Origin of the sequence: Sporosarcina luteola (assembly GCF_023715585.1) — a bacterium.
Lineage (GTDB): Bacteria > Bacillota > Bacilli > Bacillales_A > Planococcaceae > Sporosarcina > Sporosarcina luteola_D.
This window is the reverse complement of sequence record NZ_JAMBOK010000001.1, coordinates 157165-182853: the sequence shown is the minus strand read 5'-3', so window position 1 is coordinate 182853 and position 25689 is coordinate 157165. Positions and strand designations below refer to the sequence as shown.

Genomic DNA, 25689 nt, shown 5'->3' with positions numbered 1-25689 from the left:
AAAACTCAAACCTATGATGAGTTTGAGTCTTTCGTTTATTTTTTTGTATATAACTCGTGCAAGACATTCATCTCTTTTTCAAGCAATGAAAGGATTTCCTTCCCTTTCTCACGCTCAATCAGGCCAAGTCTGACAGCGAAGTCAATTTCCTTGGATAGGCCGTACATCTGTGTGTCCAACACTTCCTCGTAAAGTGGGCACTGAGGCATCGTCAAGTGATCCATCTGTACTTTTATGAGTTGTGCAATTTTATCCGCATCAGCTTGGAGCTGTTTCAAAGCTTTTTCCTGATAGGTTTCCTGTAATTCAATATCCATGAGGACGCCCCCATTCACCTATTATCCTTGCGTGGTGATTATGAATAAATTGTATCTTTCAAGAAGGCAAATTGCAAGCGTTTCCCTTATGGACTGGCTGTCTAAATTCAATGGCTTTCCACATTCAATCAGAAGCGTTATACTAAGAACTATATGCAAACGCTCATTTAGTATTGTAGGAGGCTATTCATTTGGAATCGATCATTACTATTAAAGGCAATGTCAAGCATGTGATTACACTCGATCCGACAGTTTGGATCTTCGATGACCGCAAAGTCGACTTAACTACTTTTTTTACGGAAGAGTTTGTCGAGAGAGATGAAGAAGAAGAGTATAAAAGAAGCATGGGCAAGCATTGGTCCCGTGAAATCATGGAAGGTGCTACTTTCCCGCCAACTCTAAAAACGGAAAAGAAGTTCGATAGACAAAAAATGGTGACCGGAACATTCGGCATTTCACTTGATCATTTTGTTAAAAATGCGGTTCCTTCCGAAGACGCAAAAACAATCACTTTTTTGACCTTGGACGGAACTGAAGAAACTTATCCAGTTTCGGAAGTTAGCAATTTCTTATTTAAATTCAGCCAGGACGGCAAGCCATTGACTGAAGACGGGCCAGCCCATCTGCTCTTGAAGGATGGGTCGAATATCGAACGGCCACTACGAAAAGTCACTGAGATTGTCATCGGCTGATATACTGAACCTTATTCAAAGGAGCTGAGGTTATGCGAGTCAAATGTGTCCTTTGCGATGAAATCGGACAGCTTATAGATGATGCCCCTCTCGCGAAGAAATTGAGGAATCATCCGATCAATACGTATATGTGTGAAAAATGCAGCGAGCGGATTACAGAGCAAACAAACGTTAGACTCTCTACCGGAAAATTCATTTTCCACCGCAGCTCACATTCCGCAGAAGAGAATTTTTAACAACAAAAGCGAAGGGTGCTTGCTCAGCTGCGACAGGCATAAGACAAAGATACGAAGTGGCGGTCTTGGCCACGCAGTAGCTTTACCTTATGACCCGAGCAGCTAGCGCCCGGAGTCTAGACGACAACAAGAAAACTCCACCGTCAAACGGTGGAGTTTTCTTTATGTTCGTTCATCCTGCGCAGTCTATAGATGATCAAAATGAGCGCTGCAACAATAAGGCCTTCCACAATCGGAAGGAATATGGCGAAAAACGTCAAAATGATACATCCTAAAAACAGGAAACTATATACGACAACATTTTGCCAAAATTTGATTTTCCGAGCAAAACCTAACTTGTAAACAATGGCGGAAAGGATGAAAACAACTGCGAACAACAAAATCCCAGTTACTGAAGAAGATGTCAGCTCATAAATCATCCGAACGACTGGTGACATGGCTGCAATAGTTTCTGCATCCCCGATAGTACCATTCATGTAGCACATTCCCTTCTCAACAAAGCGATTGTACGCATTCTATTTTACTGCCTACTATTATAGATCACTCACCGAGTTTTTTCTTCTTTTCAGCACGTTCCCGTTCATTTTTATCAAGGATCTTCTTCCGTAGACGAATCGACTGCGGAGTCACTTCACAATACTCATCGTCTCCAACATATTGCAAAGCCTCTTCCAATGAAAGAATCCGCGGCTTTTTCGTCGTCACAGTCTGGTCCTTGGTTGCAGAACGGACGTTAGTCGCATGTTTGACTTTCGTCAAGTTAATCGTCAAGTCTGTATCACGGTTGTTTTCACCGACTACCATACCAGCGTAAATTTCCGTGCCCGCCTCGACAAACATGACTCCTCTGTCTTCCAACTGCATTATACTATAACCGGTCACTGTACCTGTCTCCATTGACACAAGTACCCCATGACGCCGGCCGCCGACTCTGCCTGACGCTACAGGCTTGTAGGAATCAAATGTATGGTTAATGATTCCGTATCCTCTAGTAAGCGAAAGGAATTCTGTAGAATAACCGATCAGACCACGTGCAGGCACAAGGAAAATCAAACGGACTTGTCCATTGCCGTTATTGATCATATCTTGCATTTCACCTTTACGCTCGCCGATCGATTCAATGATTGCACCGGTATATTCTTCCGGTATATCAATTTGTACGCGTTCGACAGGCTCTGAACGTACACCATCAATCGTTTTGATAATAACTGCTGGTTTCGATACTTGAAGTTCGAATCCTTCACGACGCATATTCTCAATCAAGATGGAAAGATGAAGCTCCCCACGTCCCGACACGACCCACGCATCAGGTGAATCCGTCGGCTCTACACGTAATGAAACGTCAGTCTGCAATTGCTGTTCAAGCCGCTCTTCAACTTTTCTCGCTGTCACCCATTTGCCTTCTTTTCCGGCAAAAGGACTATTATTGACTAGGAATGTCATTTGCAGTGTTGGCTCATCGATATGAATTGCCGGCAATGCCTCAGGATGATCAATCGGGCAAACTGTTTCACCGACATCAATGTCTTCCATTCCAGAAACAGCTATCAAGTCTCCTGCATAAGCTTCTTGGATTTCAATTCTCTTCAACCCAAGGAATCCATACATCTTCGTCACACGGAAATTTTTTGTTGATCCGTCACGTTTTATGACCGTTACTTGCTGGCCAACTTTCATCGTGCCTCTAAACACGCGTCCAATACCAATACGACCTACATAATCACTGTAATCGAGTAGTGATACTTGGAACTGTAAAGGTTCTTCACGGTTATCGACAGGGGCAGGAATTTGTTCAACGATCGCGTCGTATAGAACGCGCAATGTATCTTCCTGTTCCGCAGGGTCCGGTGAAAGACTTGCTGTTCCATTGAAACCAGAAGCATAGACAACCGGGAATTCAAGTTGCTCATCATTTGCATCCAATTCGATGAATAATTCGAGCACTTCGTCGACTACTTCTTCGGGACGCGCAAAATCACGGTCAATTTTATTTACAACAACAATCGGTTTCAAGTTTGTTTCCAATGCTTTTTTCAATACGAATCGGGTTTGCGGCATACATCCCTCATAGGAGTCGACGACTAACACGACACCGTCAACCATCTTAAGGATCCGCTCAACTTCCCCTCCAAAATCAGCATGTCCGGGTGTATCAAGAATATTGATTTTCGTGTCTTTATATTCAATTGCTGTATTTTTTGCCAGGATGGTAATACCACGTTCACGTTCAATGTCACCCGAGTCCATGGCACGCTCTTCTACATGTTCATTTGACCGGAAAATTCCGGATTGCTTCAAAAGTTGATCGACTAACGTTGTTTTTCCGTGGTCTACGTGGGCAATGATCGCTATATTACGTAAATCATTACGATGATTTGTCATGTTTTCACTCCGTTATCTTTTATCAGATGATTAACTGTGTTATTATAGCACATAAGAACAATATTAAAAAACATTTTTATTCAGGAGATGTTTCATATTGAAGGATATTAAATGGGTTTTCGTCCTATATTCCCTTGCCGCAGTCGCAGCAATGTGCGGAATCGGCATTGCAGTCGGTATGCGTAGTGTCCCCGTTGCCATAATCGCCGCCATCGCTTTGATTTTTGTCATGGGTAATGGTTTTAAAACAAAGAAAAAAATGCGGGAACAAGGCATTCTTTAACTAAATAATGAGAGGGACTGCAAACGGGCAGCCCCTTTTTTATTTAAGTTTAATATAATTCCTTAGGATTTCATCGTGCAGACCCGGTCTGGCAACTATGAACGTGTCTTGTCCGAGCAAATGCGGTTGTTCACCTTTCAAATTTGTTGTGACCGCCCCCACTTCCTGAGCAATGATCATGCCTCCTGCAATATCCCATGGAGATAGCCGCAAGGACAGATATGCATCGATTCTACCCGATGATACATAGGCAAGCTCAATAGCTGCCGAGCCATATGACCTTGTCCCCCTGCAATTCTGCACCATTGCCGCAATCGGTCCATTTTCAATTTTCCGGTTCGGCGCTACCCAGCTGGCATTCACGCCGATGATCGCTTCTGCTAGTGGTGTGTTCTCAAGCACCGGAAGCCTTTCATCGTTGAAGTACGCACCTTCGTCTTTAACTGCGTGATAAAAATCATCATTCATCACATCATACACATAGCCGAGCATGCCGATACCGTCAGCATAGATACCAAGAGAAATCGCAAAATTCCTTTTCTGGTGGATGAAATTCATCGTGCCATCAATCGGATCCAGCATCCAAATGATCCCTTCAAGCGATTCGATTTTGTCGCCGAAGCCCTCTTCCCCCAATATCCGGTGATCAGGGAAATCCTTTTTTATCCGGTTTATGAAAAACCGTTCTATTTCGCGGTCGATATTTGTCACAAGGTCATTCGCTTCCGCTTTCGAATCAACATCGATCGTACTGAAAAACGAAATTCGTATTTTATGTCCGGCTTCTTTTATCAACGATTTTGCATACCGGTCAACAGCTCCCCAATTCATGTCAACACCTCATCATCTACATGCATATTAGTTTATTATAGCATACTGCCTAGTTCCAAACAAAAAGGCACCTTTACACTGTCCCCCCAGGTTGAAGAGTCTCAGTGCAGGTGCCTAATTCGGTTCACTGACTTTCTGTTAAGCAAAAGCATTGAAAGTCTCCAACTCACCATGTATTTCAGTGAGTCTCGTTTTGCTTTTCTCCACTTGTTTGGAGTCATTCTCTTGAACGGCATCATATAGTGTTGCCAGCTCATAATCCAACTCAAGATGCAGAAGCTTCACATATTCCTTTTCGATTTCGGCTTTACGGATAATGTGGACGACTTGTTTCATTACTAACACCCCTTTTAATGTAGTTTTCTTCAACGATGCATTTACTTACTTCTAACTTATGCTGTCCGAGTTGCTTTGGTTAGTTATAAGCCTTCTTGTATAAGATTGTTCCCCATTTTCTGTTACGATAAACGTGGATATTGAAACGGAGGGATTAAATTGGCACAAGGATTTTGGACTATAGATGACTTTAATGTCTTTTCAATCGAGGGATTGGAGCATAGAATGCATGCGCTTCAAACTCAGATCCAACCGAAGTTCGAATTGATCGGCGAAGAAATTTCTACATACTTGTCTTCACGCGGGACAGGAGAGTTTTACCCCCATGTTGCGAAGCATGCCAGGAGGACTGTCAATCCGCCGAACGACAGCTGGGTTGCATTTGCTCCTGCTAAGCGAGGATACAAAGCGCTTCCTCATTTCCAGATTGGGTTATGGGGAACCCATCTATTCATCATTTTAGCTGTTATTTACGAAAATCCTGATAAGAAGGGAATTGCGGAGAGGCTTAGCAAGAATTTAACTTCAATTACTGCCTTGCCCGATGACTTTGTCATTTCAGGCGACCATATGAAGCCAGAAGCCTTCAAAGTGAATGAAATTGGGTTAGAAGGCATTGCAAGCTTATTGGATAGGCTACAAACTGTTAAAAAGGCCGAATTCATCATTGGCAGACATTTACCCTCCAGCGCAGCAACGAAGCTTTCGGAAGAAGAGTTCATTAATTTCGCCGAAGAAACAATTGATCTGATTTTCCCTATTTACGACATCGTCATCGGTAAGTAAAAAGAGGGTGGATGCATATGTATGCATCCGCCCCCCTTTCATTTACCCGTTAAGGAATCTCCTTCACGGCCTTCCTTTGCCATTTTGACAATACGATAACTATTAAAGCCGCTCGCCTCTTCGAACTCCTTGAAGATTGTCTTTTCCTCTGCCATGGAAGGAACGACTTTTTTGAACGCCTTATAGGCATCCATGAATTCTCCCCTAGCAATTTGCGTTTCGTACGCTTTTTCCACTGCCTGAAAAAACTCGACGACATCAATGATTTCTTCAGTCGTCCAATGATGACTGAGAGGATAATTATAATCCACTACCTATCGCACCTTTCGTTATGCCCATTTTCTTCTAATACCTTCAGCTTGAGTTACCATCCGGCCGATCAATTCCGCCACGGTCGGTACATCCTTGATCATTCCTGCAACCTGTCCAGCCCAACCAAAACCGCTTTCCTCATCTCCATTATGGATGAATCGGCGATTGGCGCCCCCGCTAATAAAGTCCTTCAGTTTATCATAATCCGCATTTTCAGCTTCCATACGTAAAATCTCGTCAGTCCAACTTCCAGAGAGTGCCCTTGCCGGCGTGCCAAGTGAACGTTTAATGACAACAGTACCTGTTTCTTCTGTCTGAAGAAGGGCTTGTTTGTACTCCATTGAAGCATGGACGCATTCTTTTGTCGCTATGAACCGAGTACCCATTTCAATCCCTTCCGCTCCTAATGCATGCGCTGCCATCCAGCCCCTCCCGTCCCCGATGCCGCCAGAAGCGATGACAGGGATATTCACTGCATCCACCACTTGGGGAACTAGCACCATGGTACCGATATCATCACGACCTAAATGGCCGCCACCTTCATGTCCGACAACCATCACTGCGTCCGCGCCGAGCGATTCGGCCTTGACCGCTTGTCTTTTGGCAGCGACCAATACGAGCTTCTTCACATCAGCGTCGCCGATATGGTCAAAGAAAGGCGACGGATTTCCACCTGTTACCGATAGAACACTTACCTTCTCTTCCAAAGCGACATCCAGCATGTGCTTATACGGACGTCCATGCTGACCAATTGCAAAATTGACGCCAAACGGCTTTGTTGTCATCTCCCGGAGCTTCCTGATTTCTGCACGCAACGCTTCCGGTGAATCCAAGCTCATTGCTGTAATCTGGCCAAGTCCTCCTGCTTCCGAAACTGCTGCAGCCAACTCCGCGTAAGCAAGATATGCCAATCCCCCTTGAATGATCGGATAATCAATCCCCAACAATTCTGTGACTCTCGTATTCCAGTTCACATCGAACTCCCCCTTACTCCCCTTGGTGTCCATCATCCAACCCTTTAATCAGATCCGGATCTACAAATCCATAGCCTTTATCCCGTAAACCGTTAACGATTTCTTCTAATGCATCAGCAGTCCAATCCCTGTCATGCATGAGCAGGTTGGAGCCGTTCCGGAGAAGTTCCGTATTCACCATAATATCCGCAATTTTTTCCTTCGTCATATATTCTTTCTCGAAATCGTAGCCATATGACCAGTTCATTACGAGCATCCCTTCATTCATTGCAAGAGTTTTACTGAAGTCGGTATTCATACCGAACGGAGCTCGGAAAAAACGCGGGCGTTCACCGATAATTCCTTCCACCATATCATTGACAGAGACGATCTCTTCACGCTGCTCATCCTCGGACAACGTTTTCAAATCCGCATGTGTCTTCGTATGATTCCCAATCGCGAATCCCATATCATGAATTTCTTTTAGGATCGCCTTCTTTTCGTCAGTTGCGATAAAGTGGCCATTGACAAAGAAGATGGCGGGAGCGTCTAGTTGTTTTAATATTTTCGCCATGTCTAGTGCCCTTTTGTCAGGTGCATCATCGATTGTAAGGAGTACAACTTTCGGATCCGCATCTCCGATAGGCTGAATAGAGAATGTTTTCGGGTTCAGCTCGTATTGTGGGATTTGTTCAACCGTTTCAGCTTCCTCTTGTGATTCAGCATCCCCATCAATTTTCTGTTGTTCTTCATTTGATTCGATCTGTTCCGCATTCTCCTCCACTTGTGCTGATTGTTCATCCTTTTTCTTGTTTTCCGGTGTTGCTTCTTCGTTGCATGATGCCAATAGCAACATGGAGAGAAGCGGTATGTATAGCAAACTCTTCTTCATCATATCCTCTCCTAATCCTGACTATCCAAGTGATTGTTTTCATCCTATCATGATTTGGAATGCACCTTCAAACGAAGTGATGTGCAAGAATTGGAAAAGCGTCTGAGAGGCTTCATGCCCTCAGACGCTATCATCTATCATACTTATTTAGTAATCATATGAATCGGTTTACCAAGAGCCACTTCCGCAGCCTCCATGGAAATCTCTCCGAGTGTCGGGTGTGCGTGGATAGTCATTGCAATATCTTCCAACGTCATACCAGCCTCGATTGCAAGACCTAACTCCGCAATCATGTCGGATGCGTTTTCACCGACGATTTGTGCACCTAACAGAAGTCCGTCTTCTTTGCGTGATACGAGTTTGACGAATCCTTCAGTTGCATTAAGCGCAAGGGCACGGCCATTTGCAGCAAACGGGAATTTGCCCGCAACAACTTCATAGCCTTCGTCTTTAGCTTGTTTTTCATTCAAGCCAACTGTTGCGAGCTCAGGGTCTGTGAAGCAGACTGCTGGGATGGCCATATAGTCAACTTCGGATTTCTCGCCTGAAATCGCTTCTGCAGCAACTTTCGCTTCATAAGAAGCTTTGTGTGCAAGTTGTGGTCCAGAGACGATATCACCGATTGCATAGATGTTCGGAATGCTTGTACGGCACTGCTTGTCCACATCGATCAGACCGCGCTCAAGGAATTTGACACCCATCTCTTCAAGCCCGATTTCGTCTGTATTCGGACGGCGACCGACAGTTACTAAAACATAGTCAGCTTCGACTTTATGTTCTTCACCTTTTGCTTCGTACGTAACAACAACGCCTGTGTCGGATTCTTCAACACCTTTGGCAGATGCTTTCACTACGATTTCAACGCCTTTTTTCTTCAAGCCTTTTTTAACGATCTGCGTCATTTGTTTTTCGAAGCCAGCAAGAATGTCATCGGCTCCTTCAATGATCGTCACTTCGGAACCGAGGTTAGCATACGCTGAACCAAGTTCCGTTCCGATATAACCGCCGCCGATGACGACTAGGTGCCCAGGAACTTCTTCCAAGTTAAGCGCGCCTGTGGAATTGATGACCCGTTTCGTATACTTGAATGTAGGGATCTCCACCGGACGTGAACCAGTAGCAATGATTGCATTTTTAAACTTATACGTTTGGGAAGATGTCTCATCCATCACTTTCGCAGTGTTCGCGTCAACGAAGTATGCTTCTCCTTTGACGATTTCCACTTTATTCCCTTTGAGAAGTCCTTCAACGCCGCCTGTCAACTTTTTGACAACGCCGTCTTTGAAAGCCTGTGCTTTTGAGAAGTCAAGCTTAACATCAGTCGCTGTGATTCCCATATCATCGGAATCTTTTGCGGATGCGTAACGATGCCCTACTGAAATGAGGGCTTTCGAAGGAATGCAACCTACGTTGAGACAGACTCCGCCGAGATTCTCTTTCTCGACGATCGTGACTTTCTGTCCTAACTGAGCTGCGCGGATTGCCGCAACATATCCTCCGGGGCCGGATCCTACAACAAGTGTGTCCACTTCGATTGGAAAGTCTCCTACTACCATATGCTTACGCCTCCATTAATAAAAGTTCTGGATTACCGAGCAATTTCTTAATGTGGTTCAGTGCCTGCTGTCCTGTAACACCATCAATCACCCGATGATCGAATACCAATGATAATGCTAACATAGGTGCGGCAACAATTTCACCATTTTTTACTATCGGCTTTTCAGAAATGCGGCCGATTCCGAGAATTGCAACTTCCGGGTGGTTGATGATCGGTGTGAACCATTGTCCACCTGCAGAACCGATATTCGTGATAGAGGTAGATGCACCTTTCATTTCAGCAGGGCTCAATTTACCATCACGCGCTTTTTCAGCGAGTCGGCTGATTTCTTCTGAAATCGCAAATACCGATTTGCGATCTGCGTGTTTGATGACAGGGACTAGCAATCCACGGTCCGTATCTGCAGCAATACCGATGTTATAGTAATGCTTTTGAATGATTTCCTCTTTTTCATCATCAAGTGATGTATTCAATTGAGGGAACTCACGCAATGTAGATACTAGCGCCTTCACAACATACGGAAGGTATGTGAGCTTAATATCTTTTTCAGCTGCGATTGACTTGAATTTCTTACGATGAGCAACGAGCTCCGTTACATCGATTTCATCCAATAGCGTTACATGTGGTGCAGTGTGCTTGGAATTGACCATTGCCTTTGCAATCGCCTTCCGGATTCCCGACATTTTTTCACGCGTTTCTGGGAAGTCGCCTTCCAACATAACAGGAGCTGCAGGTTTCGCTTCTTTTTCTTGCGTTTGCTCAACTGCGGCTTCTTGAGTCTGTTCAGGGACTTCAGATGCTTGCTGTTGACCGCCGCTTAGGAAAGCTTCGATATCGTCTTTCAGTACACGGCCATTTTTCCCTGTCCCTTGCACTTGGCGGATATCGACTTCCTGTTCACGAGCGAACTTCCGAACGGAAGGCATGGCAATGACCCGTTGGGAAGGAGCATCGCCCGTTTGTTCTTGCGCGGAAGAAGCAGCTGGTTTCGGTTCAGGACGGTCCTGCTTCTGTCCTTCTTTGTTGATTTCTTGGCCTGCCTCGGCAGTAGCCTGGACTTGGGCTTCCGTCTCTTCTGTGCCTTCTTTGCCTTCTTCCTCTTCGCTTTGGCTTTCATATCCAGGAGCGTCAAAACGGATTAAGACGTCACCGACTACAGCGACTTTTCCTTCTTCAACAAGAATATCTTCTACTGTACCCGTTACAGGGGATGGGATCTCCACAACTGCTTTATCGTTCTGGATTTCAAGAAGTGTGTCATCTTCATTGATTTTATCGCCTTTCGCGACAAACCACTTTACGACTTCACCCTCGTGGATCCCTTCCCCGATATCAGGTAAACGGAATTCATATGCCACAAGATTCACCCTTTCATATTGTAAGAACTAAACGTTCTGTCAGAATGTCAATACTTTCTTTGCTGTTGCCACTATGTCATTTGCATTTGGCAACCAAGCATTTTCACCTTGCGCAAACGGATAAACGGTATCAGGAGCTGTTACACGCAAAACTGGCGCCTCCAAGCTCAAGATTGCCCGTTCAGTAATCTCGGAAACAACATTCGCTGCGATTCCCGCTTGCTTTTGTGCCTCTTGAACTACGATTGCACGATTAGTCTTTTCAACAGAAGCGATGATCGTCTCGATGTCCAATGGCTGTACTGTACGCAGGTCGACTACCTCAACAGAATGACCTTCCTTTTCGAGTACTTCTGCAGCTTTCAAACTTTCGTGCACCATCGCACCATACGTAATGATTGAAAGGTCTGTACCTTCACGCTTCACATCTGCTTTTCCTAAAGGAATCGTATAAGCCTCCTCAGGAACTTCTTGTCTGAATGAACGGTAAAGTTTCATATGCTCTAAGAACACAACCGGGTTTTCATCGCGGATCGCTGAAATCAACAACCCTTTTGCGTCATACGGCGTAGAAGGAATAACTACTGTCAAGCCAGGTTGAGATGCTACTATTCCTTCAAAACTGTCCGCATGCATTTCCGGCGTCGCAACACCGCCGCCAAATGGCGAGCGAATCGTTACCGGCGCGTTGTATCTTCCACCTGTACGGTAAGATTGACGTGCCAATTGACCGCTGATCGAGTCAATCACTTCATATAGGAAACCAAAAAACTGAATCTCCATGACCGGACGGAAACCAGTCAGCGTCAAACCGACTGCAAGCCCGCCAATACCTGATTCAGCAAGCGGCGTATCAAAGACACGCTCTTCGCCGAACTCTTTTTGCAACCCTTCTGTGGCGCGGAAAACACCGCCGTTCACCCCGACGTCTTCACCGAAGACGAGGACGTTTTCATCATTTTTCAGCTCCGTGCGCATTGCATCGGTAATTGCTTGAATCATCGTCATTTGTGCCATCGGTTACTTCGACTCCTTCTCTGTATACAGTTCAAATTGCTCCTGCAAGTTGAATGGCATGTCGCCTTTGTACATAATTTTCATGAAATCAGTGACTTTTTGTTTTGGTGCCGCATCCGCCTTCTTAATGGCTTCTTTAATGTCCTCTTTCGCACGCTCGATAACTTCGTTTTCCTTCTCTTCATTCCAAATTCCTTTAGCTTCAAGATATTTGCGGAATCTAATGAGCGGATCACGTTTTTCCCATTCGTTATCGGTGTCAGATGTACGGTAACGGGTAGGATCGTCTCCCGCCATCGTATGCGGACCGTAACGGTAGCACATTGTTTCAATCAGCGTAGGGCCCTCTCCATTGACGGCGCGTTCCCTTGCATCGCGTGTTGCAGCATATACAGCAAGTGGATCCATTCCATCGACAAGAATGCTTGGAATTCCAGCCGCAACACCTTTTTGAGCAAGTGTTTTCGCTGCAGTTTGCAGCTCACGGGGAGTCGAGATCGCATATTGGTTGTTTTGAACAACGAAAATCGCAGGCGAACGATATGCTCCTGCAAAGTTGATCCCTTCATAGAAATCTCCTTGAGAAGTACCGCCGTCACCGGTATACGTCATTGCTACTGCTTTGATTCCACGTTTTTGGAATCCGAGAGCGACACCTGCAGCTTGTATGTACTGGGCGCCGATAATGATTTGCGGAAACAGTACGTTCAACCCTTCAGGATAAGCACTTCCTAAATAATGTCCTCGGGACCATAAGAATGCCATATGTAATGGTAAACCGTGGAATATGAGCTGCGGGACATCACGATAGCCCGGCAAGATGAAGTCTTCCTTCTCAAGTGCAAAGTGGGATGCAAGCTGGGATGCTTCCTGACCTGCAGTCGGAGCGTAGAATCCAAGCCTTCCTTGACGGTTCAATGAAATAGAACGTTGATCCAAAATCCTTGTATAAACCATCCGCGTCATCAATTCCGTCAATTGGTCATCAGACAAATTCGGATCCGCGTCTTTATTCACAATCTCGCCTTCTTCATTCAGAATCTGGAACATTTCAAACTGTTCTTCAATAGAATGAAGCGTTTTCACCGGATCGAACTGCTTTACTTGTTTTGCAGCCATATCGGCACCTCTCCTTTATATCTGTATTATTTTTAAGTGTTTCTAATAATGGTACAACCGTCTTCACTAATCAGTATACTGAAAGAGGACTAGTAGGTCAATCACTGTTATTCTTAGCATCAGCGAAAGATTGCATATTCAAAATTATAGCAAATACCGCTACTGTACTACTACAATATACTAACTGTATTATAATAGATTAACAATAAGAAAAAGTGGAGTCGCATTCGCCTCCACTTTACCCATTTCCTTTATTGTTCTTGTTCTAAACTTGAAAACACATCTTCTTTTAGTGAATTAACTTCTTTGGTCGCTTCATTGAATTCCGCTATTGCATTTTGAACAACATCATTTTGACTATTCACTTCTTCCACCTTCTGTTTCAGGTCTTCCAGTTTAACATCTTCAGACGAGAGCATACCGTAAAATTCTCTTTGAATGGAAGCTAGTTTTCTATACTCGTCTATAAAAGTGGAATGAAGAGCATATCGCTTTAATGCCGCGTCTTTCAATTCCAGAATTTGACCACGTTCAGAATCGGATGCCTTCTCTGCAATTGCATCAAGTCCACCGGCCAGTTCTTCCGCTTTCTTTATGGCTGATTCCTCTTTCTCCAAATGGGCCAGTCTATCGTCTAACAGACTCTCCAATTCATCAATTTTGGAACGCAGTTTCTCTACGTCTTCTTTCGTTAACTCCATCGTTTCAGTGAACGTCTTCTGTTCAGTTTTTTCAAGTTCGGTCAATTTGCTTTGCGTGTCACGATATACAGCTTCGGATTCATTCATTTTTGTCAAAGTTTCAGAAAGCTGCTCTTCAGTCGACTGCCCGATACTGCAGCCGGATAATGCTAATATGCCCATAGCAACTAAGCTTACAAGTGTTTTATTCATCGCATATTTCCTCCAATCTGTGTTTCACTATAACTGTATCCATAATGCTTTTCAAGCATGCACAAAAACCTTTACCCTATTTTCCCCGTTGGCTTATAATAGGAGTACAGCATGATTTATCGAAAGGAAGAATACGTAATGATTTTAATGGAAGATATAGTTCGCGAAGGCCATCCGGCACTCCGTAAAGTTGCCGAGGAAGTGTCATTCCCTTTAACGGCTGAAGAAAAAAAGCTTTGTAATGACATACTCGAGTATGTCATTAACAGTCAAGACGATGAAATTTGTGAACGATATGGCCTGCGTCCGGGAATTGGCCTTGCAGCCCCGCAAGTGAATGCTTCAAAAAGAATCTTCGCTTTGCATATCGAAGAGGATGGCAAGAAACCGCTCAGTATTATTGCTGTCAATCCTAAGATCGTCAGCCATTCAGTGGAACGGACATATTTGACATCCGGTGAAGGCTGCCTTTCCGTGGACCGCGATGTCGCGGGCTTCGTGCCTAGGTATGCGCGGATAACTGTGAGAGCATTCGATCCGGAAGGCAAGGAATTCAAGATGAGACTCAAGGGACTTTCCTCCATCGCGTTCCAACACGAACTGGATCATTTGAATGGAATCATGTTCTACGATCATATCGATCCTTCTGCACCATTCAAAATCATCCCGGACGCCACTCCTTTTGAAAGGGAATAATTTGAAACTTGACAGAAATTTCGAACTCCTGTATAATGTCTTTAAGGAGTGATATGCCCATGTACAAGCGCCTCAAACGTAAATGGTTAAAACGGCTCAATGGCATACTCGGCAAAAAGACGATCGCATAGACATACGCCCGCCAACATAATTGGCGGGCTTTTCTTTTCAAAGGAGCTGCTGTTACATAGTAGATGAAGAAGTTCATCATAGTTTATTTTAAACAACTGACATGCTAAGATGAAGAGAAAGATTCAAATGAACGTAAAAAGGAGAGTTTATCATGATCTACAAAGTCTATTACCAAGAAAAAGCAACACAAGTGCCAATTCGTGAAAACACAAAACAACTGTACATTGAAGCCGATTCAGAAAAATCCGTCCGCGAAAAGTTAAAGAACCGGGAGTACAATATTGAACTTATTCAGCTACTGGAAGGCCAACATCTCGAATATGAGCAATCATCCCCTCATTTTGAGCTAGAGCAGGTCTGAGAAATATGAAACTAATAAAGAATAATGAAACTGCCGTTTTCGCCCTAGGCGGACTTGGAGAAATCGGTAAAAACACATATTGTGTACAATTTCAGGACGAACTCATCCTCATCGATGCAGGCATCAAATTCCCTGAGGACGATTTACTCGGAATCGATTACGTCATTCCGGACTATACCTATTTGGAACGAAATATCGAAAAAATTAAAGGTCTATTCATTACCCACGGTCACGAGGACCATATCGGCGGAATCCCTTATTTGCTTCGCAAAATCAACATTCCCGTCTATGGCAGTAAATTGGCTCTCGGGCTGCTCCGTAATAAGCTTGAAGAACACGGCCTTCTCAGAACGACGAAGATGATCGAGTTCAAGGAAGATGACGTATTCAAATTCAGGAAGACTTCCGTCTCCTTCTTCCGGACAACCCATAGTATTCCTGACGCATTCGGAGTCGTTGTCAAAACGCCGTCAGGCAATATCGTACATACAGGTGATTTCAAATTCGATTTCACTCCTGTGGGGGAACCGGCGAACCTCGCCAAGATGGCGAAATTCGGAAGCGATGGCGTGCTTTGCCTTCTATCCGACAGTACAAATGCTGAAGTTCCGAACTTTACGATGTCAGAAAGAAAAGTCGGCGATAGCTTGAATGAAATCTTCCGGAAAGTCGATGGACGGATCATCTTCGCGACTTTCGCCTCCAATATTCACAGACTGCAGCAAGTAATTGAAGCGGCTGAACGATATGGCCGGAAAATTGCTGTATTCGGGCGAAGCATGGACAATGCCATCACGATTGGACGCGAACTGGGGTATATTAATGCACCAAAAGAGTTATTCGTAGACACCCAGTCACTCAATCGGCTACCGGCCAGCGAAGTGATGATCCTTTGTACGGGAAGCCAAGGAGAACCGATGGCTGCACTATCCCGTATTGCAAATGGAACACACCGTCAAGTACAGATCCAACCAGGCGATACAGTCATCTTTTCGTCTTCGCCGATTCCTGGTAATACGTTGAGTGTCAATAAAACGATCAATGCATTGTTCCGCGCCGGTGCAGAAGTAATTCATGGCGCACTGAATAACATCCATACATCAGGCCACGGCTCACAAGAAGAGCAGAAATTGATGCTCCGCTTGATCAAACCGAAATATTTTATGCCGATTCACGGCGAATACCGCATGTTGAAGATGCATAAAGAACTTGCCATCGGTTGCGACGTCGAACCGGACAACGTCTTCATCATGAGCAACGGTGATGTGCTCGCTTTGACAGAAGATAGTGCACGAATTGCCGGGAAAGTCCCTTCAGGAGACGTGTACATCGACGGCAGCGGCATTGGAGATATCGGAAGCGTCGTATTGCGAGACCGTAAAATCCTTTCGGAAGACGGCTTGGTTATCGTAGTAGCGACTGTCGACAAAAAGCGCAACAAAGTCGTTTCGGGACCTGATATCATTTCACGTGGATTTGTGTATATGAGAGAATCCGGAATGATGATCAGCGAAGCGCAGCATCTCCTTTCAAAGGAATTGAATAGGAAACTCGCAAACTCACCTGCAGAGGCAGGTTCATTGAAAAGCGACATCATCGATATCCTTTCACCTTATCTTTACGACCAGACAAAACGCAGACCGATGGTACTTCCGGTTGTAATGGAAGTATGATCGTACTAACGCCCTCAAGTCTTTATTGACTTGAGGGTGTTTTTTTGCAAAAAAGATCCTTCATCAATGCTTGGCATTGATGAAGGTCCCCAGAGAATTTCATCTAAGAATTTAATACAACAAAAAAGCCTCTAGAACCAAAGCATTTTTTAGTCTCATTTATCTCTTAAATCCACCTTCTGAATGAATAATCTGACCTGTAATCCAATCTGCTTCATCGCTCACTAGAAACTTTATAGTCTTTGCAACATCTCTCGGTTCTCCTATTCTACCCAAAGGAAACATCGGTTTTAATTCATTTTTTATGTCTTCTGTCATCCAACCTGTATCAGTTGGACCTGGATTTATTGCATTAACCGTTATTCCTAAAGGGGCTAGTTCAGCCGACAACGTAATCGTTAACGCATCAACTGCTCCTTTTGTTGTTGCATATGCTAATTCGCCAGGCATTGGTCCTTGAAACTGACCTGAAGTTATATTTATTATTCTTCCACCTGATTTCTTATCAAACCTTTGAGCAAATCTGCTGCTTACAAGTGTAGTTGCACGCACATTTACCATGTAATGTTTATCTAATTCTTCAGCATTTACAGTAGAATAATCATTGTTAGTTGAGTAGGCTGCGTTGTTAATCAAGATATCAGGATTACCAAGTTGTTCGGAAACATTATTTAGTAGTTGTTCAGGTGCATCATGTTGAGTTAAATCCAACTCCATACACGATACCTTAATACCTTTTTTTAATAATTCTTCTTTTAAAATCATGGGTTCATCTAATTCGATGCTCCAAGGCATTTTTTTATCATATTCAGTCCAATAAGTAAAAAATATATGATAACCCGATTCAGCTAACTCCCTGCAAATCGCAGCTCCAATCCCGCTCAGACGGCTTGCACCCGTGATAACCGCAATTTTTCCTTTTAATTGTTCCATATCATCCATCCCCTACTTAAAGACCTTTAAGTACAGCAGCATTGTTACTGTAATAACATTTTAGGGTCTAATGAAATTAGCTAGTATAGGAAGTAAAATTAAGATGAATACACTTTGGAAAAATGTAGTGGCTATATCTTTCTTCCAACTATTCTTTAAGCGGATAGCCAGTCTTTGAAATAAAAGCAATACAATCCACAAACACAGCATAGCAACAATAACTGAATTGAAATCACCGTACAGTTTCCCCACCTCCTACCCCCAGACTTGAAGTAAAGCATTCCTTCTGTACAAACAGTTTACATATATTAACTTATTCAACTCAATCGTAAAAAAACCTCCTTCTTCAACTAACCTGCCGAGTTTGTTGATGAACATCATTACTATTCAACATATTTATGCTGGATTCTAATCTTACTTCTTTCCAATATCCAATTAGCAATTGTTTTTACACCGGCATTAACAACCCGCCCAACGGAAAGCATCCGCCTGGAGTGGAAATCCGGTTTATTTATATAAAAAAAGACCATTCATCAATGAAGGGCCTTTTTCTCAAATCTATGGATATCTAAATCAGATCCGATAACAATCAAAATGTCATTCAACTGGATTTCTTCAATGGCTTGCGGCGATACTAAAATTTGTGCACCGCGCTTTATCGCAACTATGTTAACGCCGTATTTTGCTCGGATATCGAGTTCGATCAGCGTAAAACCGGCAAGTTTCTCATTCGCGCGAATCTCCGCAATCGAATATTCATCAGACAGCTCCAAGTAATCCAAAATATTATTGGAAACCAAATTGTTCGCAATCCGCTTCCCCATATCCCGTTCAGGGTGTACGACTTGATCCGCGCCGATTTTTCGTAGAACCTTTGCATGGTAATCATTCTGCGCTTTTACAGTGATTCTTTTAACGCCGATCTCTTTCAGGATGAGCGTTGTCAAAATGCTCGCTTGAATATTTTCCCCGATTGCCACGACGACATGCTCAAAATTCCGGATCCCGAGTGATCGAAGAGCAGATTCATCGGTCGTATCGGCCGCGACTGCAGTTGTTGCTATATGCGCAAATTCGTCGACCCGATCGGGCGAAATATCAATCGCCATGACGTCTGCATCCAATTCTACTAATTCATTGACAATGCTTCCCCCAAATCGTCCTAGTCCAATGATGACAAATTCCTTTTTCATATAATTCCGCTCCAATCCGATTCATGGATGAAATTAGTGTATCACATAATTTTCACAGGAAAAAGAAAAGACGACCCCATTGTCGGCCGCCTCATCTCTTCATTTCATTCAATAGCCTATCGATGCGTTTTTTCAGCATGTTCATACCACTTTGATCCGTTTGGAAATGGCGCAAACGGCCCTCTTTGTCAAAAACATAATATGCAGGGACGAATTGATTACCGAACGCCTCCGTCAAAGTTAAATTATCGTCAACAAAAATCGATTGAGTCATGCCGTGCTGTGCAGCAACTTTCTTGATTTGCTGTAAGTCCCTATCCTCTTCCGATCGAGGCATATGCACAGCAATCATATTCAATCGATCTTTATATCGGTTTTGGAAGCTGGTTAAATACGGCATCTTTTCTTTGCATGCACGACAGCTGATGGACCAAAAATGAATGAGTGTCGGTTTTACACCAATGAGATCCTCTCTATCACACCGTCCATTCAGCCAAGTCGTTGCACCATACAGTTCAGGCATGTGCTCATGCAATTTCATTACTTATCCTCCTCCGTATAAAAAATCTCACAGCTTATTCTATGCCGAAAGATTCGAATTCGGGATGAAATGTTTAGTCCCGCATCGACTAAGGAAATGCTATAGTAAGTGACTTGTTATCAAAAATGACTGAAGGTAGGCAATGCAATGCCAATACAACAGAATGTGGAAAAACTGAATATAATTCGCTCCCATATGTCATTCCTTCTGCCATTTGGATTTGATCAGCTGAAAAGACAGGAAACAATCGATAGCTTGAAATCGAATGGATACACTTATTTTCATATCGATGAAGATGCCGACCATGAGACCGAAATGTACGGCTATGGAATTGAAGTTGTTGGCAAAGAACTCGAACAATACTTCTATCCATATATCGAACATAAACTTTTCCCCGGTTCACCTGATAAAAAAGGGTTCCACCGGTACACTTCAGTTATCAAAAAAGATCATATCATGCAGATAAGGGATGAACAGTATGAGTTTCATATACGGAGCATTGATGTCATTCTCGGTCCGTTCGGAATCGCGTTCCTTGCGTTGCGTGTTAATATGAAGGACATACCCACGGACTTAAGCGACGTCCTTGATTTCATTCAACATTTTCGGGCAATTGAACCGAATTTGAAGGAAAGCAAGGGTGCGATGATCATCATCCCTGAAACAGGACAAACTTTCTCCATCCGTGATTACTTATTCGGATATTTATGCCCTTTTATGGAGAAGGCAGTTTTACACGAAAAGAAATTGAAAGGCCATTTTGGCTCACTTCCCTATTTTGAGGATGAAAGGATGTTTGTTTCATCTTTTCTCATCGCGGAAACAGGGGCAACCATTACAGAAGAGCAACTGTATCGAATAGGCAACTTAAATGGCAGAAGACCCGATGGAGTTCCTTTCATTTCAGCAACGAACCCTGACTACATCCGGCGTTCCTTATCGCATTCGCTGCATGACCGTTGGGCGCCGCACTTATATATGATAGCGACTGAGCATGGCTATTCTGTCGTGACCAATCGGCCGGCAGATGAATTAACGAATGAATTATCCCAATTCATGGGAACCCACTATTATAATCTCCTGCTTCATTATTTCTATAAAATCATGCTATTGCGCGTCTCATTTGAATACAGTGAAATCGACTGGAAGAAGGACGAGTATTACGTCAGGTCACTCATTCAGCTCATCAGTGTATTTTCATCGTCCTATTATTTCAAAGAAGTCAGCACCCGGTCGGAAGGCAAGGAATTGGCGGAGATGTTCAGAAGTACCTTTCTCATCGATCCCCTTTTCAATGAAGTGAGCAATACGTTGCAGGAATTATATAAGAGCCAGGAAAATAACCAAGCCGGTCGATTGAATATGCTCCTATTTATTTTGACAATATTTACAGTCATATCCGGAATATACGGCATGAACCTTGTCATTCCTGACTGGGAGGCTCCTTCTGGCTGGAAGGAGTATCCCTCCTACACGATCTTCGAATGGATTTCGTTAATTACTGCCGTTACTGGCATCGGATTGTCGGCTTATTTGATCATTTCCACTTTCGGCAAGATGTATTTGCGAAGGCGGCGCCGGAATAAACTTGACATGCTTGACCAATAGATACAGCACCTTGCCGGAATCCTGAAAATGGATTCCGGCATTTTTACTAAACATCTTGATTTCCAACTAGTATTTTGTATAATGAAGTAGGTTTCTAGTAAACAGAAAGTACAGTAATACTAAACTCCATGATCCAAGGAAGGAATTGACGGCCATGCATATCGGGAGTAAAATCAAAAGCCTGCGCTTAAAAAAAGGGCTGACCCAGGAGGAATTGGGAGAGAGAACCGACCTGACGAAAGGGTACATCTCTCAATTGGAGCGGGAACTAACCTCTCCTTCCATCGAAACGCTATTTTCCCTCTTGGAAGTGCTAGGCACAACACCGAAGGAATTTTTTGATGAACCGAAGAAAAACATGAAAGTCGTCTTCTCGCCAGCCGATCAAACCACTTATGTCAATGATGAATTAAAGTATAGCATCCGCTGGCTCGTTCCACGTTCAAATGAAAACGAAATGGAACCAATCTTTATCACATTCTCGAGGAATGGAGAATTCAAACGATTTGAACCTTCACTTGCCGAAACATTCATCTATGTCATTTCCGGCAAAGTGGAAATCGAGCTCGGAAGCAGGACTTTCACAGCTGTAAAGGGAGATTCGGTCTATTATGAAGCGTCCGATCATCATCGACTATCGAATGCCAACAAAGGTCCGAGTGAATTACTCCTCGTAGCGACAGAATCTTATTTATGAAGGGGGAAATACCACAAATGACAAATCAGCCGATTATCCGTTTTGAAAATGTCGTGAAAAAATACGGCGACGGGACTACCGTATTGGATAATGTCTCATTTGAATTAGAACGCGGGAAATTTTATACATTATTAGGTCCTTCCGGTTGTGGGAAGACAACAATTCTTCGTTTGATAGCGGGGTTTATCGAGCCGACCGCAGGCTCCATTCATTTTAATGGAAAAAAGATCAACAACGTCCCCGCAAATGAACGTCAAGTAAATACAGTATTTCAGGATTATGCCCTATTCCCCCATTTGAATGTCTATGAAAATATCGCATTCGGGTTACGCATCAAAAAAGTGAAAAAGGACGAAATCGATACAAGGGTGAAAGAAGCCCTGAAATTCGTCAACTTGGCGGGCTACGAAAACCGGGAAATTACGGAAATGTCCGGTGGTCAACGGCAAAGGGTTGCGATAGCACGCGCCATCATCAATGACCCTGAAGTGATACTGCTCGATGAGCCATTGTCCGCTCTCGATTTGAAGCTGAGATCTGAAATGCAGTACGAACTAAGGGAGTTGCAGCAGCGTCTTGGCAAGACGTTTGTCTTCGTTACACACGATCAGGAGGAAGCGCTCGCCATGTCCGATGAAATCTTCGTCATGAATATGGGTGCAATCCAACAATCCGGCACCCCTCTCGACATCTATGATGAACCGATCAACCGCTTTGTCGCAGACTTCATTGGTGAATCGAATATTGTTCCTGGGATGATGATTGAGGATTACCTCGTCGAGTTTACAGGAAAACGATTCAACTGTGCGGATGCGGGGCTTCAGCCCAATGAGAAAGTCGACATCGTCCTTCGCCCCGAAGATCTGGAAATCACGACTGTCGATAAAGGGAAATTGAATGTAACAGTCGATACACAGTTGTTCCGAGGAGTTCATTATGAACTATCGACATACGATCAGGACGGCAATGAATGGCTTGTCCATTCCACGAAGAAAGCGGAAGTCGGCGAGAAAATCGGTCTTGATTTTGATCCTGAAGATATTCACGTCATGCGGTTGAACGAATCTGAGGAAGATTACGATGCAAGGCTTGAATCCTACGGAGTGAACGCTGATGAATAAGTCCCGCCTGCGCTCGATCTACTCAATTCCTTATACAGCGTGGATCCTATTATTCGTCCTGGCGCCGATCGCATTGATCGTCTATTACTCGTTTTTCGACTTGGCGGGCAACTTCACGCTGGCAAATTACCGTAACTTTTTTACGTCCGTTTATCTAAAATTGACGATCAGCTCGTTTTGGTATGCATTCCTTATTACTTTCTTTTCGTTGCTAATCGCCTATCCGACGGCGTACTTGCTCACGAAGACGAAGCATAAGCATCTATGGCTTCTGCTCATCATCATCCCTTCGTGGATCAACCTTTTACTGAAGACTTATGCCTTCATCGGGTTGATGGGTCTATATGGACCGTTGAATGCATTTTTGGAAGCTGTCGGCATTGGCAAGCAGCAAATCCTGTTCACCGACTTCAGCTTCGTATTCGTATCGGTCTACATTTTCATTCCGTTCATGATTTTGCCGATATTCAATGCACTGGACAAATTGAATCCTGCATTGATCGATGCGTCACGCGATCTCGGTGCTGACTCTTGGACAACCTTCAGGAGAGTCATATGGCCATTGACGACAAATGGAGTGAAGTCAGGCATTCAAGTCGTTTTCATCCCTGCCTTGTCATTGTTCATGATTACAAGGCTAATCGCTGGAAATAAAATCATCACATTAGGAACAGCCATTGAACAGCAATTCCTAGTGACGCAAAACTGGGGAATGGGCTCGACGATCGCCGTATTCCTCATCGTATTCATGTTCATCATTATGCTTGTAACAAAAGGTAAAGAAAAGGGGGCGTCGGACAATGGAAAGGCTAGGTAAACTTCCAAAACTGTATTTGACGATTGTCTTCATTATCCTGTATGCCCCAATCTTCTATCTGATTTTCTACTCCTTCAACTCGGGCGGCGGCATGTCCAATTTCGAAGAATTCACATGGGAGCATTATGCGGCAGTATTTGAGGATAAACGGTTGATTATCATCGTCCTCAATACAATCATCATCGCATTGCTGTCCGCATTATTATCGACAACCATAGGCGTGATTGGTGCATTGGCAATTTATTTCATGCGCAATAAAAAAATGAGAAATGCAGTGCTTTCCCTGAATAATATTTTGATGGTAAGCCCTGACGTCATCATCGGCGCATCATTCCTGATTCTATTTACGATGATCGGTGTGAAGCTCGGATTTGCTTCAGTATTGATTTCCCATATTGCCTTCAGCATTCCGATTGTTGTCATTATGGTATTGCCAAAGCTATCTGAGATGAACACTTCATTGATAGACGCAGCACTCGATCTTGGTGCGTCTAGGAAAGATGTTATGACAAGGGTCATCCTTCCATTCATAAAACCGGGAATTTTTGCCGGATTCTTCCTCGCTTTGACGTATTCGCTTGACGACTTTGCTGTAACGTTCTTCGTAACTGGAAATGGATTCTCTACATTGTCGGTTGAAATTTACTCAATGGCGAGAACAGGCATCAGTTTGACGATCAATGCCCTATCAGGACTCATCTTTATCGTCACAGTCGCATTAGTGATCGGTTACTATGCAATTAACCGCAAAACGAAAATGCCTCTCGCGGGGGTGAAAAAATGAAGTCTATTATCCAATCAGCAATCCTCATTCTCATCGTATCCGGCATATTGCTATTCATCAATGCCGAGTTGAACGAAGGGAGTAAATCGGGCACTGGCACGATAACTGTTTATAATTGGGGAGAATATATCGATCCGGATCTTATCAAGCAATTCGAAGAGGAGACCGGCATAAAAGTCATTTATGAAACATTCGATTCGAATGAAGGGATGATGAGTAAGATCGAACAAGGCGGCACGGCATACGACATTTCCGTTCCATCTGAATATATGATTGAGATGATGAAGGAAAAAAATCTACTGCTGCCAATTGACTACAGTAAAATCCCGAATATTAAACATATCGATCCATATTTCCTGAATCTGCCCTTCGATCCGGACAATCAGTTCTCCGTCCCCTACTTCTGGGGGACGGTAGGCATTGCTTATAATCCAACGCTGCTCGAAGGACAATCATTTAAAAGTTGGGATGACCTTTGGGACCCTTCCCTTAAACAGCGCGTCATCCTTGTCGATAGTGCCAGGGAAACGATCGGCATGGGACTGAACTCATTGGGCTACTCTCTAAACTCGACAAATCTTGGAGAGCTTCGCGAAGCCACGGATAAATTGAAGACATTAAGTACGAATGTAAAAGCGGTCATCGGCGATGAAGTCACTCAGCTAATGATCAATAATGAGGCTGCTGTGGCTTTGACATGGTCGGGACAGGCAGCTGATATGATGTATGAAAACGAAGATATCGATTATGTTGTTCCAGAGGAAGGCTCGAATTTATGGTTCGATAATATCGTCATTCCGAAAACCGCAAAAAACATTGACGGTGCGCACGCTTTTATCAACTTCATGTTAGACCCTGAAATCGCAGCACAAAATGCCGATTATGTCGGCTACTCTACGCCCAATTTATCTGCGCTTGACTTGATGGATCCGGAAGTTGTCGAGGATGAACGTTTTTATCCTGACATCGAGACGAGAGCCCACTTGGAAGTGTATAAAAATTTAGGACTAGAATTATTAGGTATTTATAATGAGCTTTTCCTGGAATTTAAGATGGACATGAAGTGAATCGTTTTCGCCCTTAAACAGCAATATTGTTTAAGGGCGTTTTCTGTGTGCTTGAGGAGGCGTTTCCGTTAAGTGTTATTGTGTTTATATGGTAAGATGTT

The 25689-nt window shown here is 43.7% G+C and carries 29 protein-coding genes; 13 read left to right on the top strand and 16 right to left on the bottom strand.

The annotated features are described in order from the left end of the window. Nucleotides 1-35: 35 nt before the first annotated feature. The gene (locus M3193_RS01030; RefSeq protein WP_060205154.1) at nt 36-317 is read right to left on the bottom strand and encodes a YlaN family protein; all 282 of its coding nucleotides are present in this window, start codon (nt 315-317) and stop codon (nt 36-38) included. Between the two features lie 191 nt (nt 318-508). Between M3193_RS01030 and M3193_RS01025 the strand changes: the two genes are divergently transcribed. Beyond that, a complete protein-coding gene (locus tag M3193_RS01025; protein ID WP_251623815.1) occupies nt 509-1009 on the top strand; it encodes a peptidyl-prolyl cis-trans isomerase in 501 nt (166 codons plus the stop codon). 32 nt (nt 1010-1041) lie between these two features. After that, the gene (locus M3193_RS01020) at nt 1042-1245 is read left to right on the top strand and encodes a YlaI family protein (RefSeq protein WP_251623814.1); all 204 of its coding nucleotides are present in this window, start codon (nt 1042-1044) and stop codon (nt 1243-1245) included. Nucleotides 1246-1388: 143 nt separating this feature from the next. Here the strand turns inward: M3193_RS01020 and M3193_RS01015 are convergent, their stop codons facing one another. Both M3193_RS01015 and typA read right to left on the bottom strand, forming a co-directional pair. Then, nucleotides 1389-1721, bottom strand: a complete 333-nt coding sequence (locus tag M3193_RS01015; RefSeq protein WP_251623812.1) for a YlaH-like family protein — start codon at nt 1719-1721, stop codon at nt 1389-1391. A 64-nt stretch (nt 1722-1785) separates the two neighbouring features. Further along, a complete protein-coding gene (gene typA, locus M3193_RS01010) occupies nt 1786-3627 on the bottom strand; it encodes a translational GTPase TypA (RefSeq protein WP_251623810.1) in 1842 nt (613 codons plus the stop codon). A gap of 97 nt (nt 3628-3724) precedes the next feature. Here typA and M3193_RS01005 point away from each other — a divergent pair, with 97 nt between their 5' ends. Continuing rightward, nucleotides 3725-3910 carry a YlaF family protein gene (locus tag M3193_RS01005; RefSeq protein WP_251623808.1) on the top strand — a complete coding sequence of 62 codons (186 nt, stop codon included), beginning with the start codon at nt 3725-3727 and terminating at the stop codon, nt 3908-3910. Nucleotides 3911-3949: 39 nt separating this feature from the next. Here the strand turns inward: M3193_RS01005 and M3193_RS01000 are convergent, their stop codons facing one another. Together M3193_RS01000 and M3193_RS00995 are read right to left on the bottom strand one after the other, a co-directional pair. After that, nucleotides 3950-4741, bottom strand: a complete 792-nt coding sequence (locus tag M3193_RS01000) for an inositol monophosphatase family protein (RefSeq protein ID WP_251623806.1) — start codon at nt 4739-4741, stop codon at nt 3950-3952. 138 nt (nt 4742-4879) lie between these two features. Then, entirely contained in the window at nt 4880-5077 is a 198-nt protein-coding gene (locus tag M3193_RS00995; RefSeq protein ID WP_060205169.1) for a hypothetical protein, read from the bottom strand. A 159-nt stretch (nt 5078-5236) separates the two neighbouring features. On the opposite strand from M3193_RS00995, the gene M3193_RS00990 reads away from it, so the two are divergent. After that, on the top strand, nt 5237-5863 hold the full coding sequence (locus tag M3193_RS00990) for a YktB family protein (RefSeq protein WP_251623805.1): 627 nt from the start codon (nt 5237-5239) through the stop codon (nt 5861-5863). A gap of 38 nt (nt 5864-5901) precedes the next feature. Here M3193_RS00990 and M3193_RS00985 read toward each other — a convergent pair whose 3' ends face one another. From M3193_RS00985 to M3193_RS00950, 8 genes are all read right to left on the bottom strand, one after another. Continuing rightward, entirely contained in the window at nt 5902-6174 is a 273-nt protein-coding gene (locus M3193_RS00985) for a UPF0223 family protein (protein ID WP_251623803.1), read from the bottom strand. A gap of 18 nt (nt 6175-6192) precedes the next feature. After that, a complete protein-coding gene (locus M3193_RS00980; RefSeq protein WP_251623800.1) occupies nt 6193-7149 on the bottom strand; it encodes an NAD(P)H-dependent flavin oxidoreductase in 957 nt (318 codons plus the stop codon). Between the two features lie 13 nt (nt 7150-7162). After that, nucleotides 7163-8020: a polysaccharide deacetylase family protein gene (locus M3193_RS00975; protein WP_251623799.1), complete on the bottom strand. Its 858-nt coding sequence runs from the start codon at nt 8018-8020 to the stop codon at nt 7163-7165. 143 nt (nt 8021-8163) lie between these two features. After that, nucleotides 8164-9576 carry a dihydrolipoyl dehydrogenase gene (lpdA, locus tag M3193_RS00970; RefSeq protein WP_251623798.1) on the bottom strand — a complete coding sequence of 471 codons (1413 nt, stop codon included), beginning with the start codon at nt 9574-9576 and terminating at the stop codon, nt 8164-8166. 4 nt (nt 9577-9580) lie between these two features. After that, entirely contained in the window at nt 9581-10936 is a 1356-nt protein-coding gene (locus M3193_RS00965) for a dihydrolipoamide acetyltransferase family protein (RefSeq protein ID WP_251623797.1), read from the bottom strand. 39 nt (nt 10937-10975) lie between these two features. Continuing rightward, nucleotides 10976-11953 (bottom strand): alpha-ketoacid dehydrogenase subunit beta, encoded by a 978-nt coding sequence (locus tag M3193_RS00960; RefSeq protein WP_251623796.1) that lies wholly within the window; start codon nt 11951-11953, stop codon nt 10976-10978. 3 nt (nt 11954-11956) lie between these two features. Next, nucleotides 11957-13072 carry a pyruvate dehydrogenase (acetyl-transferring) E1 component subunit alpha gene (gene pdhA, locus M3193_RS00955; RefSeq protein WP_251623795.1) on the bottom strand — a complete coding sequence of 372 codons (1116 nt, stop codon included), beginning with the start codon at nt 13070-13072 and terminating at the stop codon, nt 11957-11959. Nucleotides 13073-13323: 251 nt separating this feature from the next. Continuing rightward, on the bottom strand, nt 13324-13965 hold the full coding sequence (locus tag M3193_RS00950; RefSeq protein ID WP_251623794.1) for a YkyA family protein: 642 nt from the start codon (nt 13963-13965) through the stop codon (nt 13324-13326). Nucleotides 13966-14103: 138 nt separating this feature from the next. On the opposite strand from M3193_RS00950, the gene def reads away from it, so the two are divergent. The 3 genes from def to rnjA all read left to right on the top strand — a co-directional run bounded on the left by def (nt 14104) and on the right by rnjA (nt 16827). Beyond that, on the top strand, nt 14104-14661 hold the full coding sequence (gene def, locus M3193_RS00945) for a peptide deformylase (RefSeq protein ID WP_251627118.1): 558 nt from the start codon (nt 14104-14106) through the stop codon (nt 14659-14661). 283 nt (nt 14662-14944) lie between these two features. Next, nucleotides 14945-15154 (top strand): DNA-dependent RNA polymerase subunit epsilon, encoded by a 210-nt coding sequence (locus M3193_RS00940; protein WP_251623793.1) that lies wholly within the window; start codon nt 14945-14947, stop codon nt 15152-15154. A gap of 5 nt (nt 15155-15159) precedes the next feature. Next, nucleotides 15160-16827 carry a ribonuclease J1 gene (rnjA, locus tag M3193_RS00935; protein WP_251623792.1) on the top strand — a complete coding sequence of 556 codons (1668 nt, stop codon included), beginning with the start codon at nt 15160-15162 and terminating at the stop codon, nt 16825-16827. Nucleotides 16828-16986: 159 nt separating this feature from the next. Here the strand turns inward: rnjA and M3193_RS00930 are convergent, their stop codons facing one another. The 3 genes from M3193_RS00930 to M3193_RS00920 all read right to left on the bottom strand — a co-directional run bounded on the left by M3193_RS00930 (nt 16987) and on the right by M3193_RS00920 (nt 19494). Next, nucleotides 16987-17760: an SDR family oxidoreductase gene (locus M3193_RS00930; protein WP_251623791.1), complete on the bottom strand. Its 774-nt coding sequence runs from the start codon at nt 17758-17760 to the stop codon at nt 16987-16989. 533 nt (nt 17761-18293) lie between these two features. Continuing rightward, nucleotides 18294-18953: a potassium channel family protein gene (locus M3193_RS00925; RefSeq protein ID WP_251623790.1), complete on the bottom strand. Its 660-nt coding sequence runs from the start codon at nt 18951-18953 to the stop codon at nt 18294-18296. 91 nt (nt 18954-19044) lie between these two features. Further along, nucleotides 19045-19494, bottom strand: a complete 450-nt coding sequence (locus M3193_RS00920) for a TlpA family protein disulfide reductase (protein ID WP_251623786.1) — start codon at nt 19492-19494, stop codon at nt 19045-19047. 147 nt (nt 19495-19641) lie between these two features. Here M3193_RS00920 and M3193_RS00915 point away from each other — a divergent pair, with 147 nt between their 5' ends. From M3193_RS00915 to M3193_RS00890, 6 genes are all read left to right on the top strand, one after another. Continuing rightward, a complete protein-coding gene (locus M3193_RS00915; protein ID WP_251623784.1) occupies nt 19642-21102 on the top strand; it encodes a hypothetical protein in 1461 nt (486 codons plus the stop codon). A 154-nt stretch (nt 21103-21256) separates the two neighbouring features. Beyond that, nucleotides 21257-21799: a helix-turn-helix domain-containing protein gene (locus M3193_RS00910; protein WP_251623782.1), complete on the top strand. Its 543-nt coding sequence runs from the start codon at nt 21257-21259 to the stop codon at nt 21797-21799. 17 nt (nt 21800-21816) lie between these two features. Then, nucleotides 21817-22920 (top strand): ABC transporter ATP-binding protein, encoded by a 1104-nt coding sequence (locus M3193_RS00905; protein ID WP_251623780.1) that lies wholly within the window; start codon nt 21817-21819, stop codon nt 22918-22920. After that, nucleotides 22913-23737 (top strand): ABC transporter permease, encoded by an 825-nt coding sequence (locus M3193_RS00900; protein WP_251623778.1) that lies wholly within the window; start codon nt 22913-22915, stop codon nt 23735-23737. Before M3193_RS00905 ends, M3193_RS00900 begins: the two co-directional genes overlap by 8 nt. Then, nucleotides 23721-24521, top strand: a complete 801-nt coding sequence (locus M3193_RS00895; protein ID WP_251623777.1) for an ABC transporter permease — start codon at nt 23721-23723, stop codon at nt 24519-24521. The genes M3193_RS00900 and M3193_RS00895 overlap by 17 nt, the downstream gene beginning before the upstream one ends. Beyond that, a complete protein-coding gene (locus tag M3193_RS00890) occupies nt 24518-25588 on the top strand; it encodes an ABC transporter substrate-binding protein (RefSeq protein ID WP_251623776.1) in 1071 nt (356 codons plus the stop codon). The genes M3193_RS00895 and M3193_RS00890 overlap by 4 nt, the downstream gene beginning before the upstream one ends. Nucleotides 25589-25689 lie beyond the last annotated feature (101 nt).

Bases quoted from the DNA above. Each gene is read 5' to 3' on its own strand.
- M3193_RS01030 (WP_060205154.1), bottom strand. From the start codon at position 317: ATGGATATTGAATTACAGGAAACCTATCAGGAAAAAGCTTTGAAACAG.
- M3193_RS01020 (WP_251623814.1), top strand. From the start codon at position 1,042: ATGCGAGTCAAATGTGTCCTTTGCGATGAAATCGGACAGCTTATAGAT.
- M3193_RS01015 (WP_251623812.1), bottom strand. From the start codon at position 1,721: ATGAATGGTACTATCGGGGATGCAGAAACTATTGCAGCCATGTCACCA.
- typA (WP_251623810.1), bottom strand. From the start codon at position 3,627: ATGACAAATCATCGTAATGATTTACGTAATATAGCGATCATTGCCCAC.
- M3193_RS01000 (WP_251623806.1), bottom strand. From the start codon at position 4,741: ATGAATTGGGGAGCTGTTGACCGGTATGCAAAATCGTTGATAAAAGAA.
- M3193_RS00995 (WP_060205169.1), bottom strand. From the start codon at position 5,077: ATGAAACAAGTCGTCCACATTATCCGTAAAGCCGAAATCGAAAAGGAA.
- M3193_RS00975 (WP_251623799.1), bottom strand. From the start codon at position 8,020: ATGAAGAAGAGTTTGCTATACATACCGCTTCTCTCCATGTTGCTATTG.
- lpdA (WP_251623798.1), bottom strand. From the start codon at position 9,576: ATGGTAGTAGGAGACTTTCCAATCGAAGTGGACACACTTGTTGTAGGA.
- M3193_RS00960 (WP_251623796.1), bottom strand. From the start codon at position 11,953: ATGGCACAAATGACGATGATTCAAGCAATTACCGATGCAATGCGCACG.
- pdhA (WP_251623795.1), bottom strand. From the start codon at position 13,072: ATGGCTGCAAAACAAGTAAAGCAGTTCGATCCGGTGAAAACGCTTCAT.
- M3193_RS00950 (WP_251623794.1), bottom strand. From the start codon at position 13,965: ATGAATAAAACACTTGTAAGCTTAGTTGCTATGGGCATATTAGCATTA.
- def (WP_251627118.1), top strand. From the start codon at position 14,104: ATGATTTTAATGGAAGATATAGTTCGCGAAGGCCATCCGGCACTCCGT.
- M3193_RS00940 (WP_251623793.1), top strand. From the start codon at position 14,945: ATGATCTACAAAGTCTATTACCAAGAAAAAGCAACACAAGTGCCAATT.
- rnjA (WP_251623792.1), top strand. From the start codon at position 15,160: ATGAAACTAATAAAGAATAATGAAACTGCCGTTTTCGCCCTAGGCGGA.
- M3193_RS00930 (WP_251623791.1), bottom strand. From the start codon at position 17,760: ATGGAACAATTAAAAGGAAAAATTGCGGTTATCACGGGTGCAAGCCGT.
- M3193_RS00925 (WP_251623790.1), bottom strand. From the start codon at position 18,953: ATGAAAAAGGAATTTGTCATCATTGGACTAGGACGATTTGGGGGAAGC.
- M3193_RS00920 (WP_251623786.1), bottom strand. From the start codon at position 19,494: ATGAAATTGCATGAGCACATGCCTGAACTGTATGGTGCAACGACTTGG.
- M3193_RS00915 (WP_251623784.1), top strand. From the start codon at position 19,642: ATGCCAATACAACAGAATGTGGAAAAACTGAATATAATTCGCTCCCAT.
- M3193_RS00910 (WP_251623782.1), top strand. From the start codon at position 21,257: ATGCATATCGGGAGTAAAATCAAAAGCCTGCGCTTAAAAAAAGGGCTG.
- M3193_RS00905 (WP_251623780.1), top strand. From the start codon at position 21,817: ATGACAAATCAGCCGATTATCCGTTTTGAAAATGTCGTGAAAAAATAC.
- M3193_RS00900 (WP_251623778.1), top strand. From the start codon at position 22,913: ATGAATAAGTCCCGCCTGCGCTCGATCTACTCAATTCCTTATACAGCG.
- M3193_RS00895 (WP_251623777.1), top strand. From the start codon at position 23,721: ATGGAAAGGCTAGGTAAACTTCCAAAACTGTATTTGACGATTGTCTTC.
- M3193_RS00890 (WP_251623776.1), top strand. From the start codon at position 24,518: ATGAAGTCTATTATCCAATCAGCAATCCTCATTCTCATCGTATCCGGC.